The 21,489-nt window shown below is 44.1% G+C and carries 26 protein-coding genes; 1 reads left to right on the forward strand and 25 read right to left on the reverse strand.

Annotated features, from left to right (window positions below):
* From sndA to snaA, 11 genes are read right to left on the reverse strand one after another with little or no spacing between them, the layout of a single operon-like run.
* Positions 1–1,251 carry an S-alkyl-N-acetyl-metabolite deacetylase SndA gene (gene sndA, locus M1D65_RS14275; protein WP_064670912.1) on the reverse strand — a complete coding sequence of 417 codons (1,251 nt, stop codon included), beginning with the start codon at positions 1,249–1,251 and terminating at the stop codon, positions 1–3.
* Between the two features lie 17 nt (positions 1,252–1,268).
* Positions 1,269–1,961 (reverse strand): RNA-binding riboflavin kinase RibR, encoded by a 693-nt coding sequence (gene ribR, locus M1D65_RS14280; protein ID WP_064670911.1) that lies wholly within the window; start codon positions 1,959–1,961, stop codon positions 1,269–1,271.
* Between the two features lie 46 nt (positions 1,962–2,007).
* Positions 2,008–3,336, reverse strand: coding sequence for an LLM class flavin-dependent oxidoreductase (locus tag M1D65_RS14285; protein ID WP_064670910.1), 1,329 nt, complete (start codon positions 3,334–3,336; stop codon positions 2,008–2,010).
* On the reverse strand, positions 3,333–3,614 hold the full coding sequence (locus M1D65_RS14290; protein WP_004399148.1) for a glutaredoxin family protein: 282 nt from the start codon (positions 3,612–3,614) through the stop codon (positions 3,333–3,335). The genes M1D65_RS14285 and M1D65_RS14290 overlap by 4 nt, the downstream gene beginning before the upstream one ends.
* Before the next feature lie 14 nt (positions 3,615–3,628).
* Positions 3,629–4,633 carry an LLM class flavin-dependent oxidoreductase gene (locus tag M1D65_RS14295; protein WP_049141032.1) on the reverse strand — a complete coding sequence of 335 codons (1,005 nt, stop codon included), beginning with the start codon at positions 4,631–4,633 and terminating at the stop codon, positions 3,629–3,631.
* A complete protein-coding gene (tcyN, locus tag M1D65_RS14300; protein WP_456270600.1) occupies positions 4,630–5,409 on the reverse strand; it encodes a sulfur-containing amino-acid ABC transporter ATP-binding protein TcyN in 780 nt (259 codons plus the stop codon). Before tcyN ends, M1D65_RS14295 begins: the two co-directional genes overlap by 4 nt.
* Positions 5,406–6,113 (reverse strand): sulfur-containing amino acid ABC transporter permease TcyM, encoded by a 708-nt coding sequence (gene tcyM / locus M1D65_RS14305; RefSeq protein ID WP_015714510.1) that lies wholly within the window; start codon positions 6,111–6,113, stop codon positions 5,406–5,408. The genes tcyN and tcyM overlap by 4 nt, the downstream gene beginning before the upstream one ends.
* A gap of 29 nt (positions 6,114–6,142) precedes the next feature.
* Positions 6,143–6,862, reverse strand: a complete 720-nt coding sequence (gene tcyL, locus M1D65_RS14310; protein ID WP_049141029.1) for a sulfur-containing amino acid ABC transporter permease TcyL — start codon at positions 6,860–6,862, stop codon at positions 6,143–6,145.
* 21 nt (positions 6,863–6,883) lie between these two features.
* Positions 6,884–7,696: a sulfur-containing amino acid ABC transporter substrate-binding protein TcyK gene (tcyK, locus tag M1D65_RS14315; RefSeq protein WP_456270601.1), complete on the reverse strand. Its 813-nt coding sequence runs from the start codon at positions 7,694–7,696 to the stop codon at positions 6,884–6,886.
* A gap of 13 nt (positions 7,697–7,709) precedes the next feature.
* Positions 7,710–8,519: a sulfur-containing amino acid ABC transporter substrate-binding protein TcyJ gene (gene tcyJ, locus M1D65_RS14320; protein WP_032726398.1), complete on the reverse strand. Its 810-nt coding sequence runs from the start codon at positions 8,517–8,519 to the stop codon at positions 7,710–7,712.
* Positions 8,520–8,532: 13 nt separating this feature from the next.
* Entirely contained in the window at positions 8,533–9,069 is a 537-nt protein-coding gene (gene snaA, locus M1D65_RS14325) for an N-acetyltransferase SnaA (protein ID WP_015251464.1), read from the reverse strand.
* A gap of 152 nt (positions 9,070–9,221) precedes the next feature.
* On the opposite strand from snaA, the gene ytlI reads away from it, so the two are divergent.
* Positions 9,222–10,148 carry a LysR family transcriptional regulator YtlI gene (gene ytlI / locus M1D65_RS14330; protein WP_032726399.1) on the forward strand — a complete coding sequence of 309 codons (927 nt, stop codon included), beginning with the start codon at positions 9,222–9,224 and terminating at the stop codon, positions 10,146–10,148.
* Between the two features lie 50 nt (positions 10,149–10,198).
* Here the strand turns inward: ytlI and M1D65_RS14335 are convergent, their stop codons facing one another.
* The 14 genes from M1D65_RS14335 to sppA all read right to left on the reverse strand — a co-directional run bounded on the left by M1D65_RS14335 (position 10,199) and on the right by sppA (position 21,330).
* Positions 10,199–10,882, reverse strand: coding sequence for a metal-dependent hydrolase (locus tag M1D65_RS14335; RefSeq protein WP_003245964.1), 684 nt, complete (start codon positions 10,880–10,882; stop codon positions 10,199–10,201).
* 62 nt (positions 10,883–10,944) lie between these two features.
* Positions 10,945–11,712: an SDR family oxidoreductase gene (locus M1D65_RS14340; RefSeq protein ID WP_004398521.1), complete on the reverse strand. Its 768-nt coding sequence runs from the start codon at positions 11,710–11,712 to the stop codon at positions 10,945–10,947.
* A 126-nt stretch (positions 11,713–11,838) separates the two neighbouring features.
* Positions 11,839–11,973: a hypothetical protein gene (locus M1D65_RS14345; RefSeq protein WP_004399018.1), complete on the reverse strand. Its 135-nt coding sequence runs from the start codon at positions 11,971–11,973 to the stop codon at positions 11,839–11,841.
* 61 nt (positions 11,974–12,034) lie between these two features.
* Positions 12,035–13,420 carry an argininosuccinate lyase gene (gene argH, locus M1D65_RS14350; protein ID WP_049141025.1) on the reverse strand — a complete coding sequence of 462 codons (1,386 nt, stop codon included), beginning with the start codon at positions 13,418–13,420 and terminating at the stop codon, positions 12,035–12,037.
* Entirely contained in the window at positions 13,417–14,628 is a 1,212-nt protein-coding gene (locus tag M1D65_RS14355) for an argininosuccinate synthase (RefSeq protein WP_021480305.1), read from the reverse strand. Before M1D65_RS14355 ends, argH begins: the two co-directional genes overlap by 4 nt.
* A gap of 169 nt (positions 14,629–14,797) precedes the next feature.
* Positions 14,798–15,310, reverse strand: coding sequence for a MogA/MoaB family molybdenum cofactor biosynthesis protein (locus tag M1D65_RS14360; RefSeq protein ID WP_004398479.1), 513 nt, complete (start codon positions 15,308–15,310; stop codon positions 14,798–14,800).
* A gap of 84 nt (positions 15,311–15,394) precedes the next feature.
* On the reverse strand, positions 15,395–16,582 hold the full coding sequence (locus M1D65_RS14365; RefSeq protein WP_003223511.1) for an acetate kinase: 1,188 nt from the start codon (positions 16,580–16,582) through the stop codon (positions 15,395–15,397).
* Between the two features lie 172 nt (positions 16,583–16,754).
* The gene (locus M1D65_RS14370) at positions 16,755–16,958 is read right to left on the reverse strand and encodes a hypothetical protein (protein ID WP_123372909.1); all 204 of its coding nucleotides are present in this window, start codon (positions 16,956–16,958) and stop codon (positions 16,755–16,757) included.
* Positions 16,930–17,919: a class I SAM-dependent methyltransferase gene (locus M1D65_RS14375; protein WP_032722344.1), complete on the reverse strand. Its 990-nt coding sequence runs from the start codon at positions 17,917–17,919 to the stop codon at positions 16,930–16,932. Before M1D65_RS14375 ends, M1D65_RS14370 begins: the two co-directional genes overlap by 29 nt.
* Before the next feature lie 60 nt (positions 17,920–17,979).
* Entirely contained in the window at positions 17,980–18,483 is a 504-nt protein-coding gene (tpx, locus tag M1D65_RS14380; RefSeq protein ID WP_003223506.1) for a thiol peroxidase, read from the reverse strand.
* Positions 18,484–18,591: 108 nt separating this feature from the next.
* Positions 18,592–19,047, reverse strand: coding sequence for a GerW family sporulation protein (ytfJ, locus tag M1D65_RS14385; protein WP_003223504.1), 456 nt, complete (start codon positions 19,045–19,047; stop codon positions 18,592–18,594).
* A 13-nt stretch (positions 19,048–19,060) separates the two neighbouring features.
* Complete coding sequence (locus tag M1D65_RS14390; protein ID WP_029726407.1) at positions 19,061–19,741, reverse strand: DUF2953 domain-containing protein; 681 nt, start codon at positions 19,739–19,741, stop codon at positions 19,061–19,063.
* Positions 19,742–19,815: 74 nt separating this feature from the next.
* Positions 19,816–20,310, reverse strand: coding sequence for an RDD family protein (locus tag M1D65_RS14395; RefSeq protein ID WP_014480553.1), 495 nt, complete (start codon positions 20,308–20,310; stop codon positions 19,816–19,818).
* A 12-nt stretch (positions 20,311–20,322) separates the two neighbouring features.
* Entirely contained in the window at positions 20,323–21,330 is a 1,008-nt protein-coding gene (gene sppA, locus M1D65_RS14400; RefSeq protein WP_064670904.1) for a signal peptide peptidase SppA, read from the reverse strand.
* Positions 21,331–21,489 lie beyond the last annotated feature (159 nt).

The following is a 21,489-nucleotide window of genomic DNA, read 5'->3' on the forward strand; positions in this document are numbered from 1 at the left end:
TCAATCAGATATTTTTGACTCTTCATTCGAATCTAACAACCTCTTGGCGCTTTCATATAAAAAATAAGAGGCTTTGATAATGGCAGTTTCATCAATTGTAAATGCAGGGTGGTGCCAATCATGATCACCGTCTGTTCCAAAAAACGCAAAGGATCCCGGAATATGCTCAAGATAATAAGCAAAATCTTCCCCCGCGGTTGATGGGGCGGGATCAATGACTTGAAGTTTCGCTTTATGTGCAGCGTCTCGCACCAGCCCCGTAATTGCCTCATCATTACAAAGCGGCGGCGGTCCGGAATGCCACTTCACATTTGCCTTTAACGAGAAAGCGGCAGAAATCTGCTCTGTGACTGCAAAAAAACGCTGTTTCACTTGATTACGAACCTCTGAATCAAATGTACGAACAGTGCCCTCAATGACCACTGTATCCGGAATGACATTCCAAGTGCTGCCGCCGTTGATTTTCCCTATGGTTAAAATCGCGCTTTGCAGCGGGTTTACATTTCTGCTTACAATCGTTTGCAGGGCGACAATAAGCTGAGAGGCGCCGACAATTGGATCAAAACCATTATGCGGCAATGCTGCATGAGCGCCTTTCCCTTCTATCTCTACTTTAAATCGGTCAACAGCAGCCATAAGCGGGCCTGTTTTTAACCCTACAGTCCCAACCGCGATATCCGGTTTATTGTGAAGGCCAATAACCGCATCAATGCCATCCAGTTGGCCGTCCTCTATCACTTTTGCAGCGCCTGCACCCGCTCCCTCTGCCGGCTGAAATAATAAACGAATCTTTCCTTTCAGACTGTCTTGATTTTCCTTCAATAAAAAGGCCGCACCAAGAAGCGCTGCCGTATGAAAATCATGACCGCACGCATGCATGATCCCTTTATGTTTAGACGCATAAGGCAATCCTGTTTTTTCTTCAATTGGCAAGGCGTCAATATCAGCCCTCAAAGCAATCGCCGGACCTTCTGACTCCCCTGCTATGTCTGCGAACACACCCGTTTTTAGAGCAGTAGGGCGAATCTGTATCCCCTTTTCTTTAAGGCATTTTTTTATAAAAGCAGTTGTTTCAAATTCTTCTTTTGACAGTTCAGGATATTGGTGCAGGTGCCAGCGAATGCCGATGAGCTGCTTTTCTAGCGTTGAGAGATTTACGGGATTAGACTCCCCTTTCAACTTCAGGATGTCATTTCCTGTAGTCTGATATGGATAGGAGCCTTCTATATTTCTCCAATAATCCAAAGACATATGTTCCGCTCCTTTCCCTATCCCAATATATTTTCTTCAGACTCTTCAACATAAGATGAAATAAATCGGTTCAATTTATCAGCAAGACCACCCGCCCCAAATCTTATATACTTACTGGAAACTTTCGGATTATCCTCTTTCAAAAAGCTTAAAAAAGATAAAATATAAATGCGCCTGTAAACTACTTGTGTAATTCCGTACTCAAAAAACCAGTTATCAATGACATTGTATACGCCTCGGTTGACGCCATATAGGTTGTTACATTTCTTGTAAAAGCAGAGATCCGGAAGATTTAACTCCTGATGGGAAAGCAGGCTTTCTTTTTTGTTCGGTGCCATAATCCCAATCAGCTCAAAGCGTTTTGCAACGCACGAAATATCCTTTTTAATTTGCTTTGTTAAAGACTCCAAAGAATCAAACCTTCTTTCTTCTCTAATTTTAAAGAGAATGCTGCATTCGATTTTTTCTCCATAAATGTCTCTATGAAAGTCAAACAAAAAAACCTCCAATGTCTTTTCAAGGTTAGAGCCCACCGTCGGTTTCACACCGATATTCATAACCCCTAAATGAAATTGATGATTGACTGTCGCCAGAACCCCATAAACTCCATTACGCAGCCCATGCATTTTTGCATCTACATTTGCCGTGGGGAATCCAAGCTTTCTGCCTAATTGTTTTCCTTTCACAACCGTACCGGCAATGATCGTCAAAAAAGTCAGCCTCCCCTCTCAGCTTCCGCATTCGATCAGGCGAAACCTAACGATGTGATGAATGTAAAACGGATTGATGCTGCGGAATGCCAAGACCGAGATTTTCCCGCAATGTCCCGCCGCGATAATCTTGAGGATAAAGCCCTCTTTCTTGAAGAATCGGAATCACCTTTTCTACAAAAGCATCAAGTGTTCCCGGTATATCCGACCCAATGATAAACCCATCCGCCGCCTCAGCGTTGAACCAAGTTTCAATTAAGGATGCGACACGCTCTGGTGTTCCGATGAATAGAGTCCGTGGAAAAGCCATTTCCTGTGCTACCTCCCGCAATGTCAGATTTCTGGCTTTTGCTTCTCTCTTAATCCGGTCTGTTGTGCTTTGAAACGCATTCTTTCCCACATCGCCAATATCGGGAAATGGCTCATCCAACGGGTAAACACTCAGATCATAATCATCAAAAAAACGGGCCAAATAAGTAACAGCATTTTCAATCGGTATCAATTCTGCAAATTCACGATACTTCTTTTCCGCCTCTTCTTCCGTATCTGCCACAATCGGGCTGATCCCTGGAAAAATCCGCACACTTGAAGGATCACGCCCTTCATCAGCAGCTCGCCTTTTCACATCCGCATAAAACGCTTTTGTCTCTTCTAATGAATTGGAATGGGTAAAAATCGCATCCGCATTTTTAGCAGCAAACTGCCGGCCTGTTTCTGATGAACCCGCTTGAAACACTACAGGCTCTCCCTGCTTAGAGCGCCCGATATTCAAGGGCCCCTCTACTTGAAAATACTTTCCTCTATGATTCAGGCGATGAAGCTTCGCCGGATCGAAAAACTGCCCTGTTTTCTTATTGTGTATAAATGCGTCATGCTCCCAGGAATTCCACAGCCCGCGCACAACATCTAAATGCTCTTGTGCGATCTCGTAACGTTCAGTGTGTTCTGGCAAATTAGACTTACTATGGTTGCGCGCCGCTCCTTCCTGTGGAGAAGTAACAAGATTCCAGCCAGCCCTGCCCCCGCTGATATGGTCCAGCGACATCAATTGTCTGGAGATAGTGAATGGCTCAGTAAAAGATGTAGAGAACGTCCCTACTAAACCAATATTTTTGGTAACCGATGCCAGCGCAGATAAAATGGTGATCGGTTCAAAACGGTTTAAAAAATGAGGAATCGATTTTTCAGAAATAAATAAGCCGTCTGCAATGAAAATAAAACTAAACAAACCTTTTTCAGCTGTTTGCGCCTTTTTCATGTAAAATTCAATATTCGTGCTGGCCGAGGGATCAACATCGGGATGACGCCAGCCGTCAGTTGTTCCCCCGACACCGTGAATCATGGCTCCAAACTGAATAAAATCTGAACGTGTCATCTTTTTGCCTCCTTTATCTGTGCATGATTAGCAAGTGCAAGATCAAGGTGTTCAATGCCGATTTCAGTTATCCCTTGATACTGATTGCCGCGCCCGATTTCGACCACAGGCACATGGCGTACCCCATATTTCACCTGTAAAATATCCCGAAGCTTTTCTTTCTCTGAAACATCGATATTTTGGAACGGGAACCCTTTTTCATTCAAATAATTCTTGACTTCCTCACAATACGAACAGCCTTTTTTACTCCAAACCACAATGTTCACAACATCACTCATTCTTCTGTCCCTCCTTAATTTTTTGCAGCTAAAACTGCATCGCTCAGCAGCTGATAAGACAGCTGTTTTTCTACAGCATTTTTGATAGGTGTAAAAATAACAAAATCATTGATTTTGTATGTGCCTGATAAACGTGTTAATTCTTCTGCCACTTCTTCCTTTGTTCCGGCAATAATCCCGGTTTTTTGCACGATGATGTCATAGGGCTCTGTGACGTTTTCCAGATAGGCCTCAGCCTGTTCGCGGGAACCGACGTTGACCTTACGCCCGTCTTTCAAAACCACTTTTATCGATTCACGCGACACAATATGTTTTTCCGCTTCTTCTTTTGTATGTGCCGCAAAAACAGCGGGGGCAAGATGAAATTCAGCCTCAGATCCTGGCGGGAGATACGCGTCAAATGCTCGGCGGGCTTCCTTCAGCACTTCCTCTTCACCGTTAATAAAGTAAGCAAAGACAAAAGAGATTCCCAGTTTTGCAGCCGAAATGGCACTCTCTGCGCTTCCTCCCAATAGAAAAATACCCGGCTTCCGATCAACCTGCGGCCTAGGACGCAATGCGGCATAGCGGTGGGTATCAGGAAAATCGTCCCGTACGAAATGAGTAAGCTCCTCCAGTTTTTCATCAAACTGACGCACCGGTTTTTTATATTCGGCCTGCAGCGCGTCTGTGGACAGCTGAAACCCGCCGGGCGCTTTGCCCACTCCAAGATCTATACGGCCGGGAGCTAACGCTGATAGAAGATGGAATTGCTCCGCTACTTTATAAGAGCTGTAATGCTGCAGCATCACTCCGCCTGATGCTAAACGAATTTTTCTTGTGCTTGCAGCAAGATAGCCTAAAAGAACCTCGGGTGCAGACCCTGCAATCTCATCATTGTTGTGATGTTCGGCCACCCAAAATCGGTGATATCCACACTCTTCAGCCATTTGTGCCAAGTTCACTGTATGCTGTAATGTATCAGCTGCTGTCTCCCCTTCACCAATCAAGCTTTGGTCTAAAATACTTAAGCGGATCATATCACCGGCTCCTTTATGTGTTCTTTTGGTTCAAATAAATATTCCGGCGAAACACGGCGGAGAAACTGCCTCGTTCTGTCTTTTTTGGTATGGCGAAAGACTTCCTCCGGGGTTCCTTGTTCAACAATGACTCCTTCATCCATAAAAACAACTTGATCAGAGACCCTTCTTGCAAACTCCATTTCATGTGTAACAACAATCATGGTGGCTCCGGTTTTCACGATTTCCAGCATTACCTCAAGTACTTCACCGACCAGCTCCGGGTCAAGCGCTGCCGTCGGCTCATCGAACAGCAGCACATCAGGATGAATGGCAAGCGCCCTTGCTATCCCTACCCTCTGCTTTTGTCCTCCCGATAACCGACTCGGATAAGCGTTCAATTTATCTTGAAGCCCGACCTTTCTCAGTTCATTTTCCGCTACGGCATACGCGTCTTGTTTTCTCATTTTCCGGGCAATCGTCAAGCCCTCCATGACATTTTCAATCACCGTTTTGTGAGCAAACAGGTGGTATTGCTGAAATACCATTGCCGTCTGTTTTCTGAGCCGGTGAACCTCTTTTTTGGACGGAAAGCTGCAATTAATCACTTTGTCATGTATAGAAATGATCCCTTCGTCTGGACGTTCTAATAAATTCAGGCACCGTAAAAAGGTGGTTTTCCCTGATCCGCTCGGCCCGATAATCGTCACAACTTCTCCCTTGCGTACCGTGAGATTTATCCCTTTTAATACATGGTGGATGCCAAACTGTTTATGGATATTTTTAATCTCAATCATAAAGTGCCTCCTTGAAATCTGGCTGCCTTTCTCTCTAATACTCCATTTACGGATTCTAGGATTAGAGTCAGCACCCAATAGATAATCGCTGCTCCAATAAACGCTTCTAAAAATGCATAATTATCAGAAGCAACGATAGTCGCCGTCCCTGTAATCTCTGGGACAGCCACTATAGCCGCGATAGAGGTGGTATGCAAAAAGCCGATACCCAAATTTGTGAAGTTTGGGATGGAAACCATCAGCGCCTGCGGCAATATTACACGCCGAAATGTTTGGCTGTGTGTCAAGCCGATTGAATAAGCCGCTTCGACCTGTCCGGTATCCATCGCCAGAATGCCCGACCGGATGATTTCTGTCAGATAAGCTCCGGCAGTTAAAGACAAGGCCATAATGACAAACATGGAGACCGGTATCTCATTGGCGGACCAGCCGAGATGAAAAAAACTGCTGACTTGATCTGCAACAGGCGGTATCCCTAAATAAATCAACATAATGTGAAGAATTGCAGGTGTACTTCGAAAGAAAGACACATAAAACCTTGAGCAAGCCACCAAGCCCTTAATTCTAAAAATTCTAACAATTATATTTCCAAGAGCCACGAGAAATCCAAACACAATCGGCAAAACAGCCATCATCAATGTCAGAGGAATGGTCTTTACCATTTCTTTCATGGCGGAAACGATAAATGGAAAGTCAAATTGCAATCTTCTCCCCCCTCATCCGAAGAAATATATCAATGTATGTTCATGTCAAAAACAGTAGCAATCCTTGTTTGATTCTTCTTGATTCGTTTTTCTGCCACTCGAAAGAACCCTTCGAATAAAATCGCTACAGCATAATAAACAATCGATAGCGCAATGTAAACTTCAAGAGAATGGTTGCTTGAGGTAATCAGTGTTTGGCCCCTTCCGGACATATCCATAACACCTATTGAAAAGGCTAGAGACGTATCTTTTAAAGAACTGATCACCATGTTTCCCATATTCGGAAACGCCTGGACAAGTGCCTGGGGCAGAACGATTCGTCTGAAGGCCTGACTACCGCTTAAGCCAATACTGTACGCCGCTTCCGTTTGGCCTTTATCTACACTGCCCACCCCCGCTCGAATGATTTCTGCGGCTGCCGCTGCATTGCTTAACGCGTAGGTTGCGACAGCAGCATAAAACGGGTCCATTTTTGATGTATCAATCCCGATAAGCCCCGTAAGCGCCGGGATTCCGTAAAACACGATGAAAAGCTGCACCATGATAGGCGTTCCCCTGAAAAATGAGATATACACTTTTGCCAATTGATTTACAATTGGAATATTGTAGATGCGGGGCAGTGCCAGAAAGAGTCCTAATACAAAACCGAAAAGCAAGGACAGTGTTAAAATGTATAATGTAACCGGTAAATAAGCGGTTAACGTCGGCACAAAATCTCCAATCATGTTCATATCAAACGCTTTTTCCATCACTGCTCCCTCTCTTTTTACCTAATACTGCTCTTTGGAATAGTCGTCACCAAGCCATTTCAAACTGAGCCTTTTCAGCGTTCCGTCATCAATGATTTCCTGTAAGGCTTTATCAATATCGTCACTTAACGTTTGTTCATTTTTGTTAAACATAAAATACACTTTGGCATTTGAAAGCACATTACCGACGGTTTTTTCTTTAATAGCGCTCGTCTTGTTTTGAAAGTCTACTGCAAAAGGCGTTGAGATCGTTGCGTCCGCACGCCCCGATTTCAGCTGATTCGCAGTCTCATTTGCGCCTTGGCCCTCATAGGCAATCTCAAACGGCCGTCCATTATCCTCATTCCATTTTTTCAGTACAAGCGCTCCGTTGGAGGTTGCACTCGTAATCACCCGTTTTCCTTTTAAGTCTTCAATTCCACGGATCGTATCGTTATTTTGAAGCACAGTAATTTTTAAAGGAAAATGGTTGTAAGCAACCTTGTTAAACAGAAATTTTTTCTCACGCTCTTTGATTTTCTCCATTTGATGTGCCACGATATCGACTTTATGCTGTCCGAGGCTGACAAGCAGGTTGGAAAATTCCATCGTTTTAAATGTGAATTTATAATGTGGCAGGCGCTTATCAAGCTCTTTGATCAGTTCGACATCATAACCGGTTAAATCGCCTTTTTCATCGATAAAGCAAATATTCGGAAATTGGGTTCCAGTTCCGACCGTGATCGTCTGTACCTTCTTTTGCCCGGCTCCCGTCGTTTGACTGCCTGCACCGCAAGCTGACAGAACTGTTATAAGCGAAAATAATATTGTCATAAATGCTGCTTTCATTTTCATCTCATCGCCCCATTTATTTTTCAAAACTTGATTTTGAATAATCTGCCCCGAGCCATTTTCGGCTTAGTTTTTTTAGCGTTCCGTTTTTCTCCAGCTTTTTAATCGCTTGATCCGTGTCATCCGCCAAGGTTTGGCTGCCTTTATTAAACATAAAGTACACCTCGGTATCTAATAACACGTCACCGACTGTCTTTTGGCGGAAGGCGTGCGTTTTATTCTGAAAATCGACGGCAAACGGTGTAGCTATCGTTGCATCTGCGCGCCCGGTTTCAATTTGATTGGCGGTGTCATTGCTTCCCTGTCCCGCATATCTCAAATGAATCGGGCTGCCGTGCGTTTTGTTGTAATTTGTAATATAATCTGCCGCATTTGACGTGGCGCCAACTATGACTGTTTTTCCGTGCAAGTCTTTTAATGTATGAATCTTGTGATTATCCTCTTTCACCGTGATGTACATCGGCGAGTAGTTATATGGGACTTTATGATACAAAAAACGCTTTTCTCGTTCTTTATTTTTGGCCATATTGTGCGCAATCACATCAATTTTTTTATTTCCGAGACTCGTCAGCAGATTTGAGAAATCCATCGTTTTAAATTCAAATGTATATTGAGGCAACTCCTTATCGATGGCTTTCATCACTTCAATGTCATACCCGGTCAAATCGCCTTTTTCATTTAAAAACGCAATATTCGGAAAATCTGTTCCAGTGCCGATTATGACTGTTTGAGCCTGACGATCTGTTTTGTTATTTGTTTGCGAACATCCCCCGCCAAGTAATGCAAACACTGACAGCAGCAAAACCAATCCTTTACGCTTATTCATAGGCTGCCTCACATCATGCCCAGCTGGGCGCACCTAAAAGCGTTGGGTTAAATCGTTCCGGAATCAGAACCTTGTGCATCATCACACCTATGTCCCCGTCTTTTTCCTGCTCAAAATACACTTCATACCCTCTCCTTCTGTACATGTCAGCAAGCCAAGGATGCTTGCGCGCCGATGTGCCGAGTGTCAGCGCAGGAGCCTTCAGCATATCTCGAAGCACTTTTTCTTCAACATACGTAAGCAGCTTACTTCCGGCGCCTTGCCCTTTATATTCCGGCAGTGTCGCAAACCACCACACAAACGGATATTTTGAAGGAGGCGTCTCACTCTCCCACGGGAACCTGATTGTAATCGTTGAAATCAGCTTCCCATCCCGTTCCAGCACAATCGCTGAATGATGTTCAATATTTTCTGATACCATTTGGATATCAGCTCTCGTGGATGGCCAATCAATATCCAGCTGCCGAATGGGCTGAAATGCGCTGTTAACCAGTTTCAACAGCTCCGATGCATCTTCAACAGTTGCCAGTCGAAAAATATCCTCACTCATTTTTGTCACTCCTCTTCACAAAATATATAATTCCTATTTGTTTACTAAGCTTTTATTGTTTATACTATAAAGCATACTCTGATCTTTGACTAATCAAAAAAAGTAAACCTTCACTTCAGTATTTTTAATGATGAAAAACAGGAGGGAGCACATTGGAGTTACGCTCAATCAAAACGTTTCATACGATTGTAAAATTTGGAAGCTTCTATAAAGCTGCAGAAATACTCAACTACTCGCAGCCGACGATATCGATGCGTATGAAGCAATTGGAGCAGGATTTAGGCGTACTGCTGTTTGAAAGAGGAAAAAGCCTGCAATTGACAAAAGCAGGGAAGCTTTTTTATGAACGAACAGGAGATCTCTTGATACAATACGAGGCGCTTAAACACAACCTCTCCGACTTAAAGGAAGAAGAGGCAGGCATTATCAACATAGGGGTTTCAGAGCCAACCGCCAGTCTGATATTCCCCGAGATTTTAAAGGATTTCTTAAAGGATTACCCAAAGATAACAGTTAATATCAAGGTTGATGACGCCAATACCTGCAGTCAAAAGCTCTTAGACGGGACGATTGATTTTGCAGTCTGCGGCGAGCCGGAGCTGATTCTTGAAAATTACTACCATCCATTTTTTTATGACACATTAAATGTGATTGTATCTGACCAACATCCGCTCGCTGAGAAGAAGGCTGTCCATTTGTCTGATTTAGCAGAGGAGCGCTTCATATTTACGCCCGCCAATTGCCCCATTCGCTTACAAATTGAACAGCACTTACATAAAGAACTCGGGAATCGCTACAAAAAAATGGAGCTCACAAGCAGCATGTCACATGAATATTACGTACGTGAAAACATCGGAATTTCAATCTTTACCAGCACCGCACATTCTAAACCGTTCAACGGCACTAAAGTTATTCCAATTCTGAACCTGGATATCACCCCGCCCATAGGGCTGTTGACAAATCAAAAAGAAGTTCATTTTGACCGCGCCACGAAGGACTTGATCGCCCGGATAACCAAACGTTTTCAGCAGCGCAGCAAAGAATTGGAAGGAACCTCTGATAAGACCATTACAGGATAACTGAAAAAATAAAAACCACCTCCTGATTCATCAGGAGATGGTTTCACGGTTTAAAGCTCGATCGTCTCACCGACCGACATGACTTTGCCGACTCCGCCCGGCAGGCTGTCAGCGAATGCTTCTGGGTCTTGTTCGATGACCGGGAATGTATTGTAATGCACCGGCACGACCTGTTTTGCGCGCAGCCATTCAGCGGCAAGCTTGGCGTCTTCAGGCCCCATCGTAAAGTTATCGCCAATCGGCAGGAAAGCAAGGTCGATATGATTCAATTCGCCAATGAGTTTCATATCAGAGAAAAGAGCCGTATCGCCCGCGTGGAAAATCGTTTTATCTTCTACAGTCAGCAAAATACCGGCAGGCATGCCTGTGTAAGTGATCGTTTTGTTTTCTTCGTCTGTGATGGCTGATCCATGAAAGGCCTGTGTAAGCTTCACTTTTCCAAAATCGAACTGGCGGGAGCCGCCAATATGCATTGGATGAACATTCAAGCCTTTCCAGCCTAAGTACACAGCGAGCTCGTTCGGGGCTATAACCAACGCGTTATTTTGCTTGGCGATTTGTTCAGTATCACCGACATGGTCATTGTGGCCGTGCGTTAGTAAGATGACATCCGCTTTTACATCCTCCGGCTTTATATCCGTTAATGAATTCCCTGTTAAAAACGGATCAAAAATAATATGATGGTCCTTCGTTTCCACTGTGATTACAGAATGTCCGTGATATGTCACTTTCATTTCTTTCACCTCGTCACATGATTTTGATTTTTTTATTTTCCCTTTTTAAAAAGCTGAAAAACTTATGTTGTTTGATTCTTGTTAATGACATTGAGGCCTCCGGTGGCTTCAATGACAGTCCCTGTCACAAGGTCTGAGTTCTCCTCACACAAGAAAGCGATAATCCGGGCGATATCCTCGCCTGTACCGGATCTTCCTATCGGCGTTTTTTCTTTGCCGATTCGCATTCTGGCTTCCTCTATCGATGCTTCTTTCATGTCGCCGACAATGTCTCCCGGGCAAACCATGTTGGCGGTTATGCCGAATTCGGCTTCTTCAATGGCAATTGTCTTCGTCAAAGAAGCCAAGCCCACTTTTGCAGCGCCAAATGCCGATCGGTGAAGCCAGCCGGGCGCGTGAGCCGCACCTTGGAATCCGTACGTAATGATGCGTCCAAATTGCTGTTTTCTCATAATAGGAATAACCGCTTTGAATAAATGAAAGACGGCGCTTAAATTTCCTTCCAGCATGCCATACCATTCATCATCAGTATAATCGGCTAACTTTTTACGTTCAAATATGTATGGTCCCGCGTTGTTAATCAAAAAGTCGATCCTTCCGAAGCGGTTTAAGGCAGCCTCTGCAATACGCAGCAGATCTTCTTTTTTGGTGACATCACCTTTTACAAATTGCAGCCGGTCAAGACAATCGGGACAGGCTTCCTTCAGGCGGCTGACTGCCTCCTCATCCTGTCTGTAATTGACTGTTACTGAATACCCCTTTGCAAGCAACGTTTCAGTCACTTTGCGGCCTAAACCCTTCGAACCGGCAGTAATTAAAGCATGTCGCACATGAATACCTCCCAAAGCAACGTCGCCGCTTTCAATAAAGTGTTTCTTCTTCTACTTTACTATAAAAGGCTTGCAATATCACTTTTTACACTTTGGCATACAAAAAAAGCTGCCTGTACAGACAGCTTATTCTGCAGGAGATGAAGACTCCTGATCAGGCATATCGACATAACCGCTTTGATATGCTTCTGAAATGAGCCTTGTTGTCTCCTGGCTTTCTTGTTCATCATAAATATAGCGTTCCGGTTCTTTTTTCATCATTCTGCCTCCCATCATTATAGAGGTAGGTTGGCTATAATGACGGGATTTTATGAAGGAAATTTTAACAAACTCCAGCTGCCACGCAAGCTTTCGCTTTTTCAAGCGCCTGCTTTACCTGTTTAAATCCGGTGCCCCCGGCGCTCATTCTTTTTTCAACTGCGTAGTAAGGGTCTAACACAGTGTAAATATCTTCTTCGAATAGTGTGCTAGCCTGCTGAAACTCGCCAAACGGCATATCGCTTAAATAGATCCCTCTTTCGATGCATGTGTACACAAGTTTCCCGACCACTTCATGCGCTTCTCTGAACGGCATTCCCTTTTTAGCTAAATAATCCGCCAGTTCCGTCGCATTTGAAAAGTCTTGTTTTGTCGCTTGCTTCATGACGTCTTTGTTTACAGTCATTGTTTGGATCATGCCTGTGAAGATTTGCAGACTGCCCTCCACCGTTTTCACCGTGTCAAACATGCCCTCTTTGTCTTCCTGCAGATCTTTGTTGTAAGCGAGCGGAAGTCCTTTCATGATCGTAAACAGCCCCATCATATCGCCGTATACGCGTCCTGTTTTGCCGCGGATCAGCTCCGCCATATCAGGATTTTTCTTTTGCGGCATCATGCTGCTTCCTGTTGCGTACGTATCGTCAAGCTCGATGAATTTAAACTCCTGCGAGCACCATAAAATGATTTCTTCAGAGAAACGGGATAGGTGCATCATCAGCATACTGCTGTTGCTTAAAAACTCCAAAATGAAGTCTCTGTCGCTGACGCCGTCCAAGCTGTTTTCATAAATGGCATCAAAGCCGAGCAGTTCTGCTGAATAATCACGGTCAATTGGGAAGGTTGTTCCCGCGAGCGCCCCGCAGCCGAGCGGAGATTTGTTAATCCGCTTCATTGAATCCTGAAAACGCTCCTTGTCGCGCTCCAGCATCCAGAAATACGCAAGCAGATGGTGAGCGAATGAAATCGGCTGGGCGCGCTGCAGATGTGTGTAGCCAGGGAGAATTGTTTCGATGTTCGCTTCCGCCTTTTCAATCAGCGCACTTTGGAATGCCTCAATCAGCTCGATGATGTGGCCGACATGATTCTTCAAGTATAAATGCATGTCAGTCGCCACCTGGTCATTCCGACTTCTGCCGGTATGCAGCTTGCCGCCAAGAGGACCGATTTCGTCAATGAGCATTTTCTCAATGTTCAAATGAATATCCTCATAATCGACTGAGAATTCCAATGCTCCCTCCTCTGCTTTTTGCAAAAGGGTATTCAGGCCCTCTCGGATTTTCAGCTCTTCTTCTGCTGTCAGAATACCGCATTTTTTCAGCATGGCAGCATGTGCGAGAGACCCTGTAATGTCTTCAGCAACTAAATGTTGGTCAAATGATATGGACGCGCCGAACTCGTCGACCCATTTTTCCGGTGTTTTTTGAAATCGGCCTCCCCAAAGCTTCTTCATGCTTTAATCTGCTCCTTCTTTTTCACGATGCTGTTCACTTTTGTCGGAAGTCCCCAAAGCTCGATAAATCCGATTGCTGCATGGTGATCAAATGCATCGTCTTTTGTATATGTTGCAAGTTTTTCATCATATAGAGAGTATTCCGATTTACGCCCTTCTACAATTGCATGGCCTTTAAACAGCTTCACGCGGACAATGCCTGTGACATGCTTTTGCGTTTCTTTTAAGAAAGCGTGCAGCGCTTCTTTTAACGGTGAGAACCATAAGCCGTTGTAAATGATTTCTGACATTTTTTGCTCGATGATCGGTTTAAAGTGGGCTACCTCTTTCACCAGAGTCAAATCTTCTAATTCTTTATGCGCTTTGATCAGTGTCATCGCACCAGGGCATTCGTATACTTCCCGGGATTTAATGCCAACGAGGCGGTTTTCCACGTGGTCGATACGTCCGACACCGTGCGCGCCCGCCATTTCATTCAGCTTCAAGATCAGTTCAGAAAGCGAGTAGGAAACACCGTCAATGGAGACAGGCACGCCTTGTTCAAATGCAATTTCAATCACTTCCGGCGTGTCCGGCGTTTTTTCCAGCGGAGCTGTTAAATCGTATGCACCTTCTGGCGGCGCCGCCCATGGATCTTCTAAAATGCCGCACTCATTGGCACGTCCCCAGAGGTTTTGGTCGATAGAATACGGGCTGTCAAGATTGATCGGAATCGGAATGCCGCGGCTAGCCGCATATTCAATTTCTTCTTCACGTGACCACTGCCATTCGCGAACCGGCGCGATGACTTCAAGGTCAGGGTTTAATGATTTAATGGAGACTTCGAAACGAACCTGGTCATTTCCTTTCCCTGTGCATCCGTGGGCAATCGCCTGTGCATCTTCTTTTTCCGCTATTTCAACCAGTTTTTTCGCGATCAGCGGTCGAGATAATGCCGAAACAAGCGGGTATTTTCCTTCATACATCGTGTGGGCCTGCAAAGAAATAAGCGCGTAGTCCTGTGCAAATTCTTCTTTTGCATCGATCACGTAGGAGTTTGTCGCGCCGACTTCAAGCGCTTTCTGCTGAACAAATGCCAAATCTTTGCCCTCACCGACATCCAGACAGCAGGCGATTACATTATATCCTTGCTCCTGAAGCCATTTTATTGCGACGGAAGTATCAAGACCCCCTGAGTATGCTAATACGACTTTTTTCTGTTCTGACATGATAAAATTCCCCTCTCAACCGTGTTTCTATTTTGTATAAAAATAAATTATATTTAATAAAAATACATTTTGTATGTATACACTTTAACAAGTACGTTTCGTTTTTTCAAGCCTTTTATAAAAAAAACTTCACCTAAATTTCAGGTGAAGTTTCGTAGTATTTATTCATTTACTTGTCTTTTCTGATTTCTCTGACCACATGCGCAAGTTCGGGAATAATCAGCTTATTCATTGCCAGCTTTACCGCGCCGCTTGAGCCTGGCGTTGAGAAAACAGCGGTATGCTGAATGACGCCGGCAGTTGCTCTCGACATGATTGCAGCAGAGCCGATATCCTCTGTATAACTCAGCATCCTGAATATTTCTCCAAAGCCGGGCAGCTCTTTCGAAAACAGCGGCGTAATGGCTTCAATTGTGACATCCCGATCTGCTATGCCTGTCCCTCCGTTTAAGAGTACCGCGTCTGTCTGTTCATCCATGCAGCCCGCAAGCACTGACCGCTGCAAAGCATCCTTTTCGTCTTTTACAATTTCATATGCGGCAATATGATGACCGGCTTCTTCTAAAAATGAGATCATCAGCTTGCCGCTTTTATCGGTTTCATCTGTCCTCGTGTCACTGACAGTAATCACTTTGCACCGAACGATATCGGGAGCTTCTTGTTTATGCTCTTGAACGCTCATTGGCCCACCTCTTTTATGTTTTCTGTCTGTCACTATCATGCATCAATAAAAAAGCACATTCAAGAGAATGTGCTTTCATGCAATTTATTTTGCTAAACGAACAACGTCGCGCGCAATCATGACTTCTTCATCAGTCGGAATGATCATGACTTTTACTGGAGAATGCGGATAGCTGATGAAAGCTTCCTCGCCGCGCACGTTATTAAGCGCAGGATCCCAGTATACGCCCATGAATTCTAAACCGCGAAGAACGCGTTCTCTGACTTCCACACTGTTTTCACCGATACCGGCAGTAAAGATGATCGCATCGACACCGCTCATTCTTGCAGCGTAAGAACCGATGTATTTGTGGATTCTGCTTGCGAATACTTCAAGAGCCGTTTCCGCGCGCTCATTTCCTTCTTTCGTTGCTTCAACGATGTCACGAAGATCGCTTGAGAAACCGGAAATGCCGAGCAGTCCGCTTTTTTTGTTTAATGTATTCAGTACTTCGTCAGCCGTTTGGCCTGTTTTCTCCATGATGTATGGGATCAGGGCAGGGTCGATGTTTCCAGAGCGTGTGCCCATTGCTACACCGGCAAGCGGCGTAAAGCCCATGGATGTGTCAATAGATTTTCCGCCTTCAACAGCGGCAATACTTGCTCCGTTTCCAAGGTGGCAGGAAATCAGGCGCAAGTCTTTTAACGGACGGCCGAGAAGCTCTGCCGCACGCTCAGTTACATATTTATGTGAAGTGCCGTGGAAGCCGTATTTACGTATGCCGAATTTTTCATAGTATTCATACGGCAAGCTGTAAAGGTAAGACTGCTCAGGCATTGTTTGGTGGAATGCTGTATCAAATACAGCTACCGCAGGAACATTTGGAAGCACTTCTTTGAACGCTTTAATTCCAACGATATTTGCCGGATTGTGAAGCGGTGCCAATTCAGAAATATCTTCGATTTCCTTAATGGTTTCATCCGTTAATAAAACAGAATCGCTGAATTTTTCTCCGCCGTGAACGACACGATGGCCAATTCCGTCAATTTCATTCAAGTCTTTAATAATGCCGAATTCCGTTAACTTATTCAGCAGCATTTTAACAGCTACCGCATGATCTGGAATATCAGTTACTTCTGTATTTTTTTCGCCGTTCACAGAAATTGTGAATACGCTGTCGGCGATACCGATTCGTTCAACTAAACCCTTCGTTAAAACGGTTTCTGAAGGCATTTCGAAAAGCTGAAATTTCAAAGACGAGCTTCCTGCGTTAATTGCAATAATTTTGGACATGATTGACGCTCCTTTATACTCTGTATCAACAACTTCGTTTTTCGTACTTTTTTCCCGGTGAATATCAACATCTTCTCCGAAAAATATCTGACTTTTCCATTTAAACATTGTCATGTCGGCTTTTCAAGTCAACTTGCGTATTGATAACGCTTACAATAAGAAGTCGTTATTTTCAGACACATTCCCTATAGGTTTTGTATTGATGAACGCTTACAATTTGCGGTTTTTCCCTCTGTATTTTGTGTTTCAAAGCTGGATTCAATTCGTCAAGTCCGGTCTTCAAAAGCATAAATAAAAGCAGCTTAGGCATCGACCTCATACGGCTGCCTAAGCTGCTTTTAAAACACTTACTTTTCTTTTTTAAACCATTCATCAAATTGAGCCATCATATCAAGCATCGCCTTTTGATTGGAGAAAGACGGAAGATTCGCAAGCAGAATTTGCCCCGGCGCTTTCGTATTCTCTCCTTGTTTCTGAAGCACAAGGATGCTTTTGGCATGAGCTTCGTCTTTAAAAATAGATTTTGGCAGCTGCAACAGTGCGTTGATATGAACCTTATCTTTGAAAAACTGTTTCAGCTTGCCGCTTTGGGAGCTCTCAAACAAATGATTCGGAATCATAAAAAATAAGTAGCCGCCCGATTTGGTATGCTTGACGCTCTGTTCAATAAACAGATGATGAGCGAAGGAATGGCCTTCGTCAGCTTTGAGCTCAAACGCTTCTGCTCCTTCGTCATTCGGATAATAGCCGACTGGCAGATCACAAATGACCGTGTCAACTGGATCGATAAACAACGGCTCAAGGCTGTCTTGGTGGAAAAGCTCAAGCTCTTTTTTCAGAAGGTTCGCTTGGGCATAGGCGATCTTCAAGAGCACATCATCAATTTCAATGCCAAAGCTGTTTGCCGTTTTTTCAGACAGCTGGTTCAGCACGGTAAACAGAAGGTTCCCAGTTCCCAAGGCTGGATCAAGAATGGTCAGTTCCTTTTTGTCCGCCATAAACTTATTCACCAAATAGCTGATGAAAAGCCCGATCGTATCCGGCGTCATCTGTCTGTTTGGATGGGAGATATCTTTCATTCCTTTAAGGACGGCAAGCTGAAAAGCCTTGCGTACCCACTCATGCTCATACGTGCCGAATTCCGCTTTTTCAAGCAGAGCCTGAAGTTGTTTGGTTTTCTGATCAGCAGGCAGTTTCAGCTGATCCGTTTTTTCAAGAAAATACATTTCTCCTGCTTCGGCCAGCGCCTCTATATATGAAATCTGCAATTCATTCTTTATCATAATCGCGGCTTCGTTTAACAGCTCATACACCGCACCAACATGGTCTTTTTGCATATTGTATTCCTCCTTGCCATGAAAAAAGCTCCGGCGGCAGCCTGGAGCTTTTTTCCCTGCTTACTTCACTAATGCCTTAGCAGCCTCAATTGGCTTTTCATAGTTCGGGTGGTTTGTTGCTTCGCTTACATATTCAGCGTAAACGACTTTTCCGTTCTCATCAAGGACAAATACGGAACGCGCAAGCAGACGAAGTTCTTTAATATACACACCGAACGCTTCGCCAAATGACATATCTCTGTGGTCAGACAGTGTTTCCACTTTGTCAATTCCGTTAGCGCCGCACCAGCGCGCTTGCGCAAATGGAAGGTCTGCACTGATTGTGTAGACGTTGACATCTCCAAGCTTTGCAGCTTCTTCGTTAAAACGGCGTGTTTGTGCATCACAAACACCTGTATCAATTGAAGGGATAACAGAAATAATCGTTACCTTTCCTTTCATGTCAGCTAACGATTTTTCTTCAAGGCTGTTAGTCAGCACTGTGAAATCAGGAGCTTGATCTCCTACCTTCACTTCTTGTCCGACAAGTGTAACCGGACCGCCTTTGAATGTAATTTCAGCCATTATAATTCCTCCCTTTTGTATGTATGTCTCTATCATAGTAAAGTTTCCTGCAAACTGCAAAGTTTATGCCAAAAAAAAGTTAACTGCGGCCAGCGCAGTTAACCTTTTTTAATAATTCATATTGTTCATTTGGTTTTGATTTTGGCCCTGGCCTTGGTTTTTGTTATTTTTCTTGAACATTTGCTGGATGCGCTCGAGTGTTTGAGGGGCTGCGTCTAAAATTTTCTCTATTAAATGGGTATTTTCATCTAAATGAAGCATTCTGATGCCTGTCGATCCGACAATTAAAAACGCGATCGGCGTAATGGACACACCGCCCCCGCTTCCGCCTCCGAAAGGAAGTTTCTGTTCTCTTGTCTCATCGTCTTCCGATTTCTTTTCGGCCGGCTTTCCGCCAAACTCGCTTCCGCCTGCGGCGAATCCGAATCCAACTTTAGAAACAGTTAAAATCACACTTCCATCAGGCGTTTCTACTGGATCTCCGATGATGGTGTTAACATCAATCATTTCCTTCAAGTTTTCCATTGCGGTTTTCATTAAACCTTGGATGGGATGGTCTGCCATATACGCTTCCTCCTTAAACTGATGAATCATTCTTTGAAGTCATTCTAGCCGACGGATTCTTCTTTAATACGGATAGCTCCCGTCCGTATTTGACGAATTTGAAAGCTGCAAGCATAGCATGTCCAAAGCGAAAAAAGAATATACACTGAAAATGGGTCTTGGAAACAGGGACTTGAAACGACGGGATCACCTCATAGACAGGTTTATTCACAAAGTCCAGGTGGTCGTAGAGCATTGCTGCGATACCGCCCTTCACACCCCATACAGCACCTGTTAACACACCTGTCACTGCCGCGTCCTGAATTCCGATTACTGTAACCCATTCTAGTTTTGTGATATGTAAATGCGCGAGAAAAGACGCGCTGATTTTTCGCAGTCTGGTAACCTGATGCAAAAGCATTTCAATTTTATTAATGCTTTGCTGCACATCATTTTGTGTAATTTTTTTCTTTCCGCTGCTTTTTTTCATTTTAGATTCAGTTTTTTGTTTGATATCCACTGTTCCGTCTTCTTTGTTCACCTTAATCGCCGGAATTGTTTTTTTGATCCTTATAAGGCCAAACAGCGCCGTAATCTTCAAGGTCAATTTGTCATTATCAGCGGCATGAAGATACTCCAGCGCGACATGGATTTTCATTCTGAGAAGCAGTACGATCCCTATGAGAATAAGAATGGCTATCAGTACATACACCATATTCTTCACTTCCTCTAGGAGCATTATCGCCAATTCCTAAAAAAATAAACCCGGACGGAGGTCCGGGTTATCGGTTATTTGCGGTATAATTTTTCATGCACCACGGTGGTATCCGCGATGTAATCATGAATCCCTTGTTTTGTAGGTGAAAAGGCAACAACGATATATAAAATCCAAATCTTATCAATATACCGTCCCACCACTTCACGAAAAATCACTGTACTCCATGTCAGCTTGCTATCTCGCTTCACAGAAACCACTTTGAGGCCGAACACCATTTTACCAAGCGTCTGCCTGAAGTATTTAGTCATGAGTGCGAAGTAGGCAAGATACACAATAAGCGTTGTCACACTGTAGGCCGAGAAGGTAAACATGCCGGATGTTTTCGGCAGATCCAATACGGTAAAGAGGGGAGAAACGAGCAAATGGTTTAATCCCCATATCACGAGCCAATCAAGCAGGAAAGCCCAGAAACGAACCCAAAAGCCAGCATAGGCATGTGTCAGCTGCTCCGCTTCTTGCGGGCCTTTGATGTCATTGCGCTCTAACTCTTCATATGTCGCGTCCATTATTGTTCCCTCCTACTTCGCATAGAGATACATCATTCTCGGCGAACCGGATTGCGATAGAATTTCTCTCATATTCAAAAAATCAATTTCACTTTTAAACATTTTGTTCGCGCCCATGGAAAACAGTGAGCCTAATCCGAAGCTTTCCTCATAAGAAATGACAGAGGCGTTTTTCAAATCCTTGTGATCCTTTTTCATGGCCGTAATGGTATCGTCATAAAAACCAAGCTCATCAACGAGGTTCAGTTTTTTCGCCTGCCGTCCGTCATACACGCGGCCGTCCGCAATTTTCTTTACCTCTGCTTTCGGCATGCTGCGCCCTTTTGAAATGACATCAACAAAGCCTTCATACGAATTATCAACCATCGATTGCATGATGTTTTTTTCTTCTTTCGTCATCTCACGGGAAGGAGACATAATGTCCTTATGGGCCCCGCTCTTAATCGTTTCAAAAGAAATGCCAAGCTTGTCGGCAAGCTTTGAATAATTGACGCTTTCCATAATGACGCCGAGTGACCCGGTCAGGGTTTCCGGTGTCGCAAAAATCTTATCAGCCGCTGTTGAGATGTAATAGCCTCCTGATGCTGCCATCGAACCCATTGACACGTAAATCGGTTTTTTCGTTTCTTTCTTGATTTCTTCCAGTTTCTTATGTATTTCAGCACTTTCATACACTCCGCCACCCGGAGAATTCACCTTCAGAACGATACCTTTGACCGCCTTGTCATCTTTTGCGCGCTCAAGGTTTTTTAAGAACGTTCTGTGGTTATATCCGTCTGCACCAAGCAGACTGCTTGAGTCCCCATTATCCTGAATGGTGCCGCTGACCTCTAATACGGCAATTTTACTTGAGAGACTGCCGTTTTCCAGCGTCTTTTCCTGCGATTCATCCGTCAGTGATGTGAGATCCGTTTGAGCGCCTTTGACGCTTTCAAAGAAACTCATAGAGATGCTGACGATAATAGACACGCCGAAAATCCCCAGAGCAATCACTAATGCAATCCATCTTTTTGCATTCATTTTTTCTCCTCCTTTTTCCTAAACTCTCTCATTATACGATTCAATATGAAAAATGTTTCACTTCATGAGAAAGCTCCGGCTTAACGGGCTGCCGGCAAACGTGGTACACTTATGGCCAAAGGTATTTTATCACAAATACTGGATGGCAGAAAAACTTAA

The sequence above is a fragment of the Bacillus sp. JZ39 genome (assembly GCF_053903145.1).

Coding starts and splice junctions, on each gene's coding strand:
- argH (WP_049141025.1), bottom strand. CDS start 13,420: ATGAAGAAGCTTTGGGGAGGCCGATTTCAAAAAACACCGGAAAAATGG.
- tpx (WP_003223506.1), bottom strand. CDS start 18,483: ATGGCTGAAATTACATTCAAAGGCGGTCCGGTTACACTTGTCGGACAA.
- snaA (WP_015251464.1), bottom strand. CDS start 9,069: ATGAGTGAGGATATTTTTCGACTGGCAACTGTTGAAGATGCATCGGAG.
- M1D65_RS14365 (WP_003223511.1), bottom strand. CDS start 16,582: ATGTCCAAAATTATTGCAATTAACGCAGGAAGCTCGTCTTTGAAATTT.
- tcyN (WP_456270600.1), bottom strand. CDS start 5,409: ATGATTGAGATTAAAAATATCCATAAACAGTTTGGCATCCACCATGTA.
- M1D65_RS14285 (WP_064670910.1), bottom strand. CDS start 3,336: ATGACACGTTCAGATTTTATTCAGTTTGGAGCCATGATTCACGGTGTC.
- tcyL (WP_049141029.1), bottom strand. CDS start 6,862: ATGGAAAAAGCGTTTGATATGAACATGATTGGAGATTTTGTGCCGACG.
- M1D65_RS14360 (WP_004398479.1), bottom strand. CDS start 15,310: ATGAGCGTTCAAGAGCATAAACAAGAAGCTCCCGATATCGTTCGGTGC.
- tcyK (WP_456270601.1), bottom strand. CDS start 7,696: ATGAAAATGAAAGCAGCATTTATGACAATATTATTTTCGCTTATAACA.
- ytfJ (WP_003223504.1), bottom strand. CDS start 19,047: ATGGCAGACCATCCCATCCAAGGTTTAATGAAAACCGCAATGGAAAAC.
- sndA (WP_064670912.1), bottom strand. CDS start 1,251: ATGTCTTTGGATTATTGGAGAAATATAGAAGGCTCCTATCCATATCAG.
- M1D65_RS14335 (WP_003245964.1), bottom strand. CDS start 10,882: ATGAAAGTGACATATCACGGACATTCTGTAATCACAGTGGAAACGAAG.
- M1D65_RS14395 (WP_014480553.1), bottom strand. CDS start 20,310: ATGGACGCGACATATGAAGAGTTAGAGCGCAATGACATCAAAGGCCCG.
- M1D65_RS14390 (WP_029726407.1), bottom strand. CDS start 19,741: ATGGTGTATGTACTGATAGCCATTCTTATTCTCATAGGGATCGTACTG.
- M1D65_RS14290 (WP_004399148.1), bottom strand. CDS start 3,614: ATGAGTGATGTTGTGAACATTGTGGTTTGGAGTAAAAAAGGCTGTTCG.
- sppA (WP_064670904.1), bottom strand. CDS start 21,330: ATGAATGCAAAAAGATGGATTGCATTAGTGATTGCTCTGGGGATTTTC.
- M1D65_RS14345 (WP_004399018.1), bottom strand. CDS start 11,973: ATGATGAAAAAAGAACCGGAACGCTATATTTATGATGAACAAGAAAGC.
- M1D65_RS14355 (WP_021480305.1), bottom strand. CDS start 14,628: ATGTCAGAACAGAAAAAAGTCGTATTAGCATACTCAGGGGGTCTTGAT.
- M1D65_RS14375 (WP_032722344.1), bottom strand. CDS start 17,919: ATGCAAAAAGACCATGTTGGTGCGGTGTATGAGCTGTTAAACGAAGCC.
- tcyJ (WP_032726398.1), bottom strand. CDS start 8,519: ATGAATAAGCGTAAAGGATTGGTTTTGCTGCTGTCAGTGTTTGCATTA.
- M1D65_RS14295 (WP_049141032.1), bottom strand. CDS start 4,633: ATGATCCGCTTAAGTATTTTAGACCAAAGCTTGATTGGTGAAGGGGAG.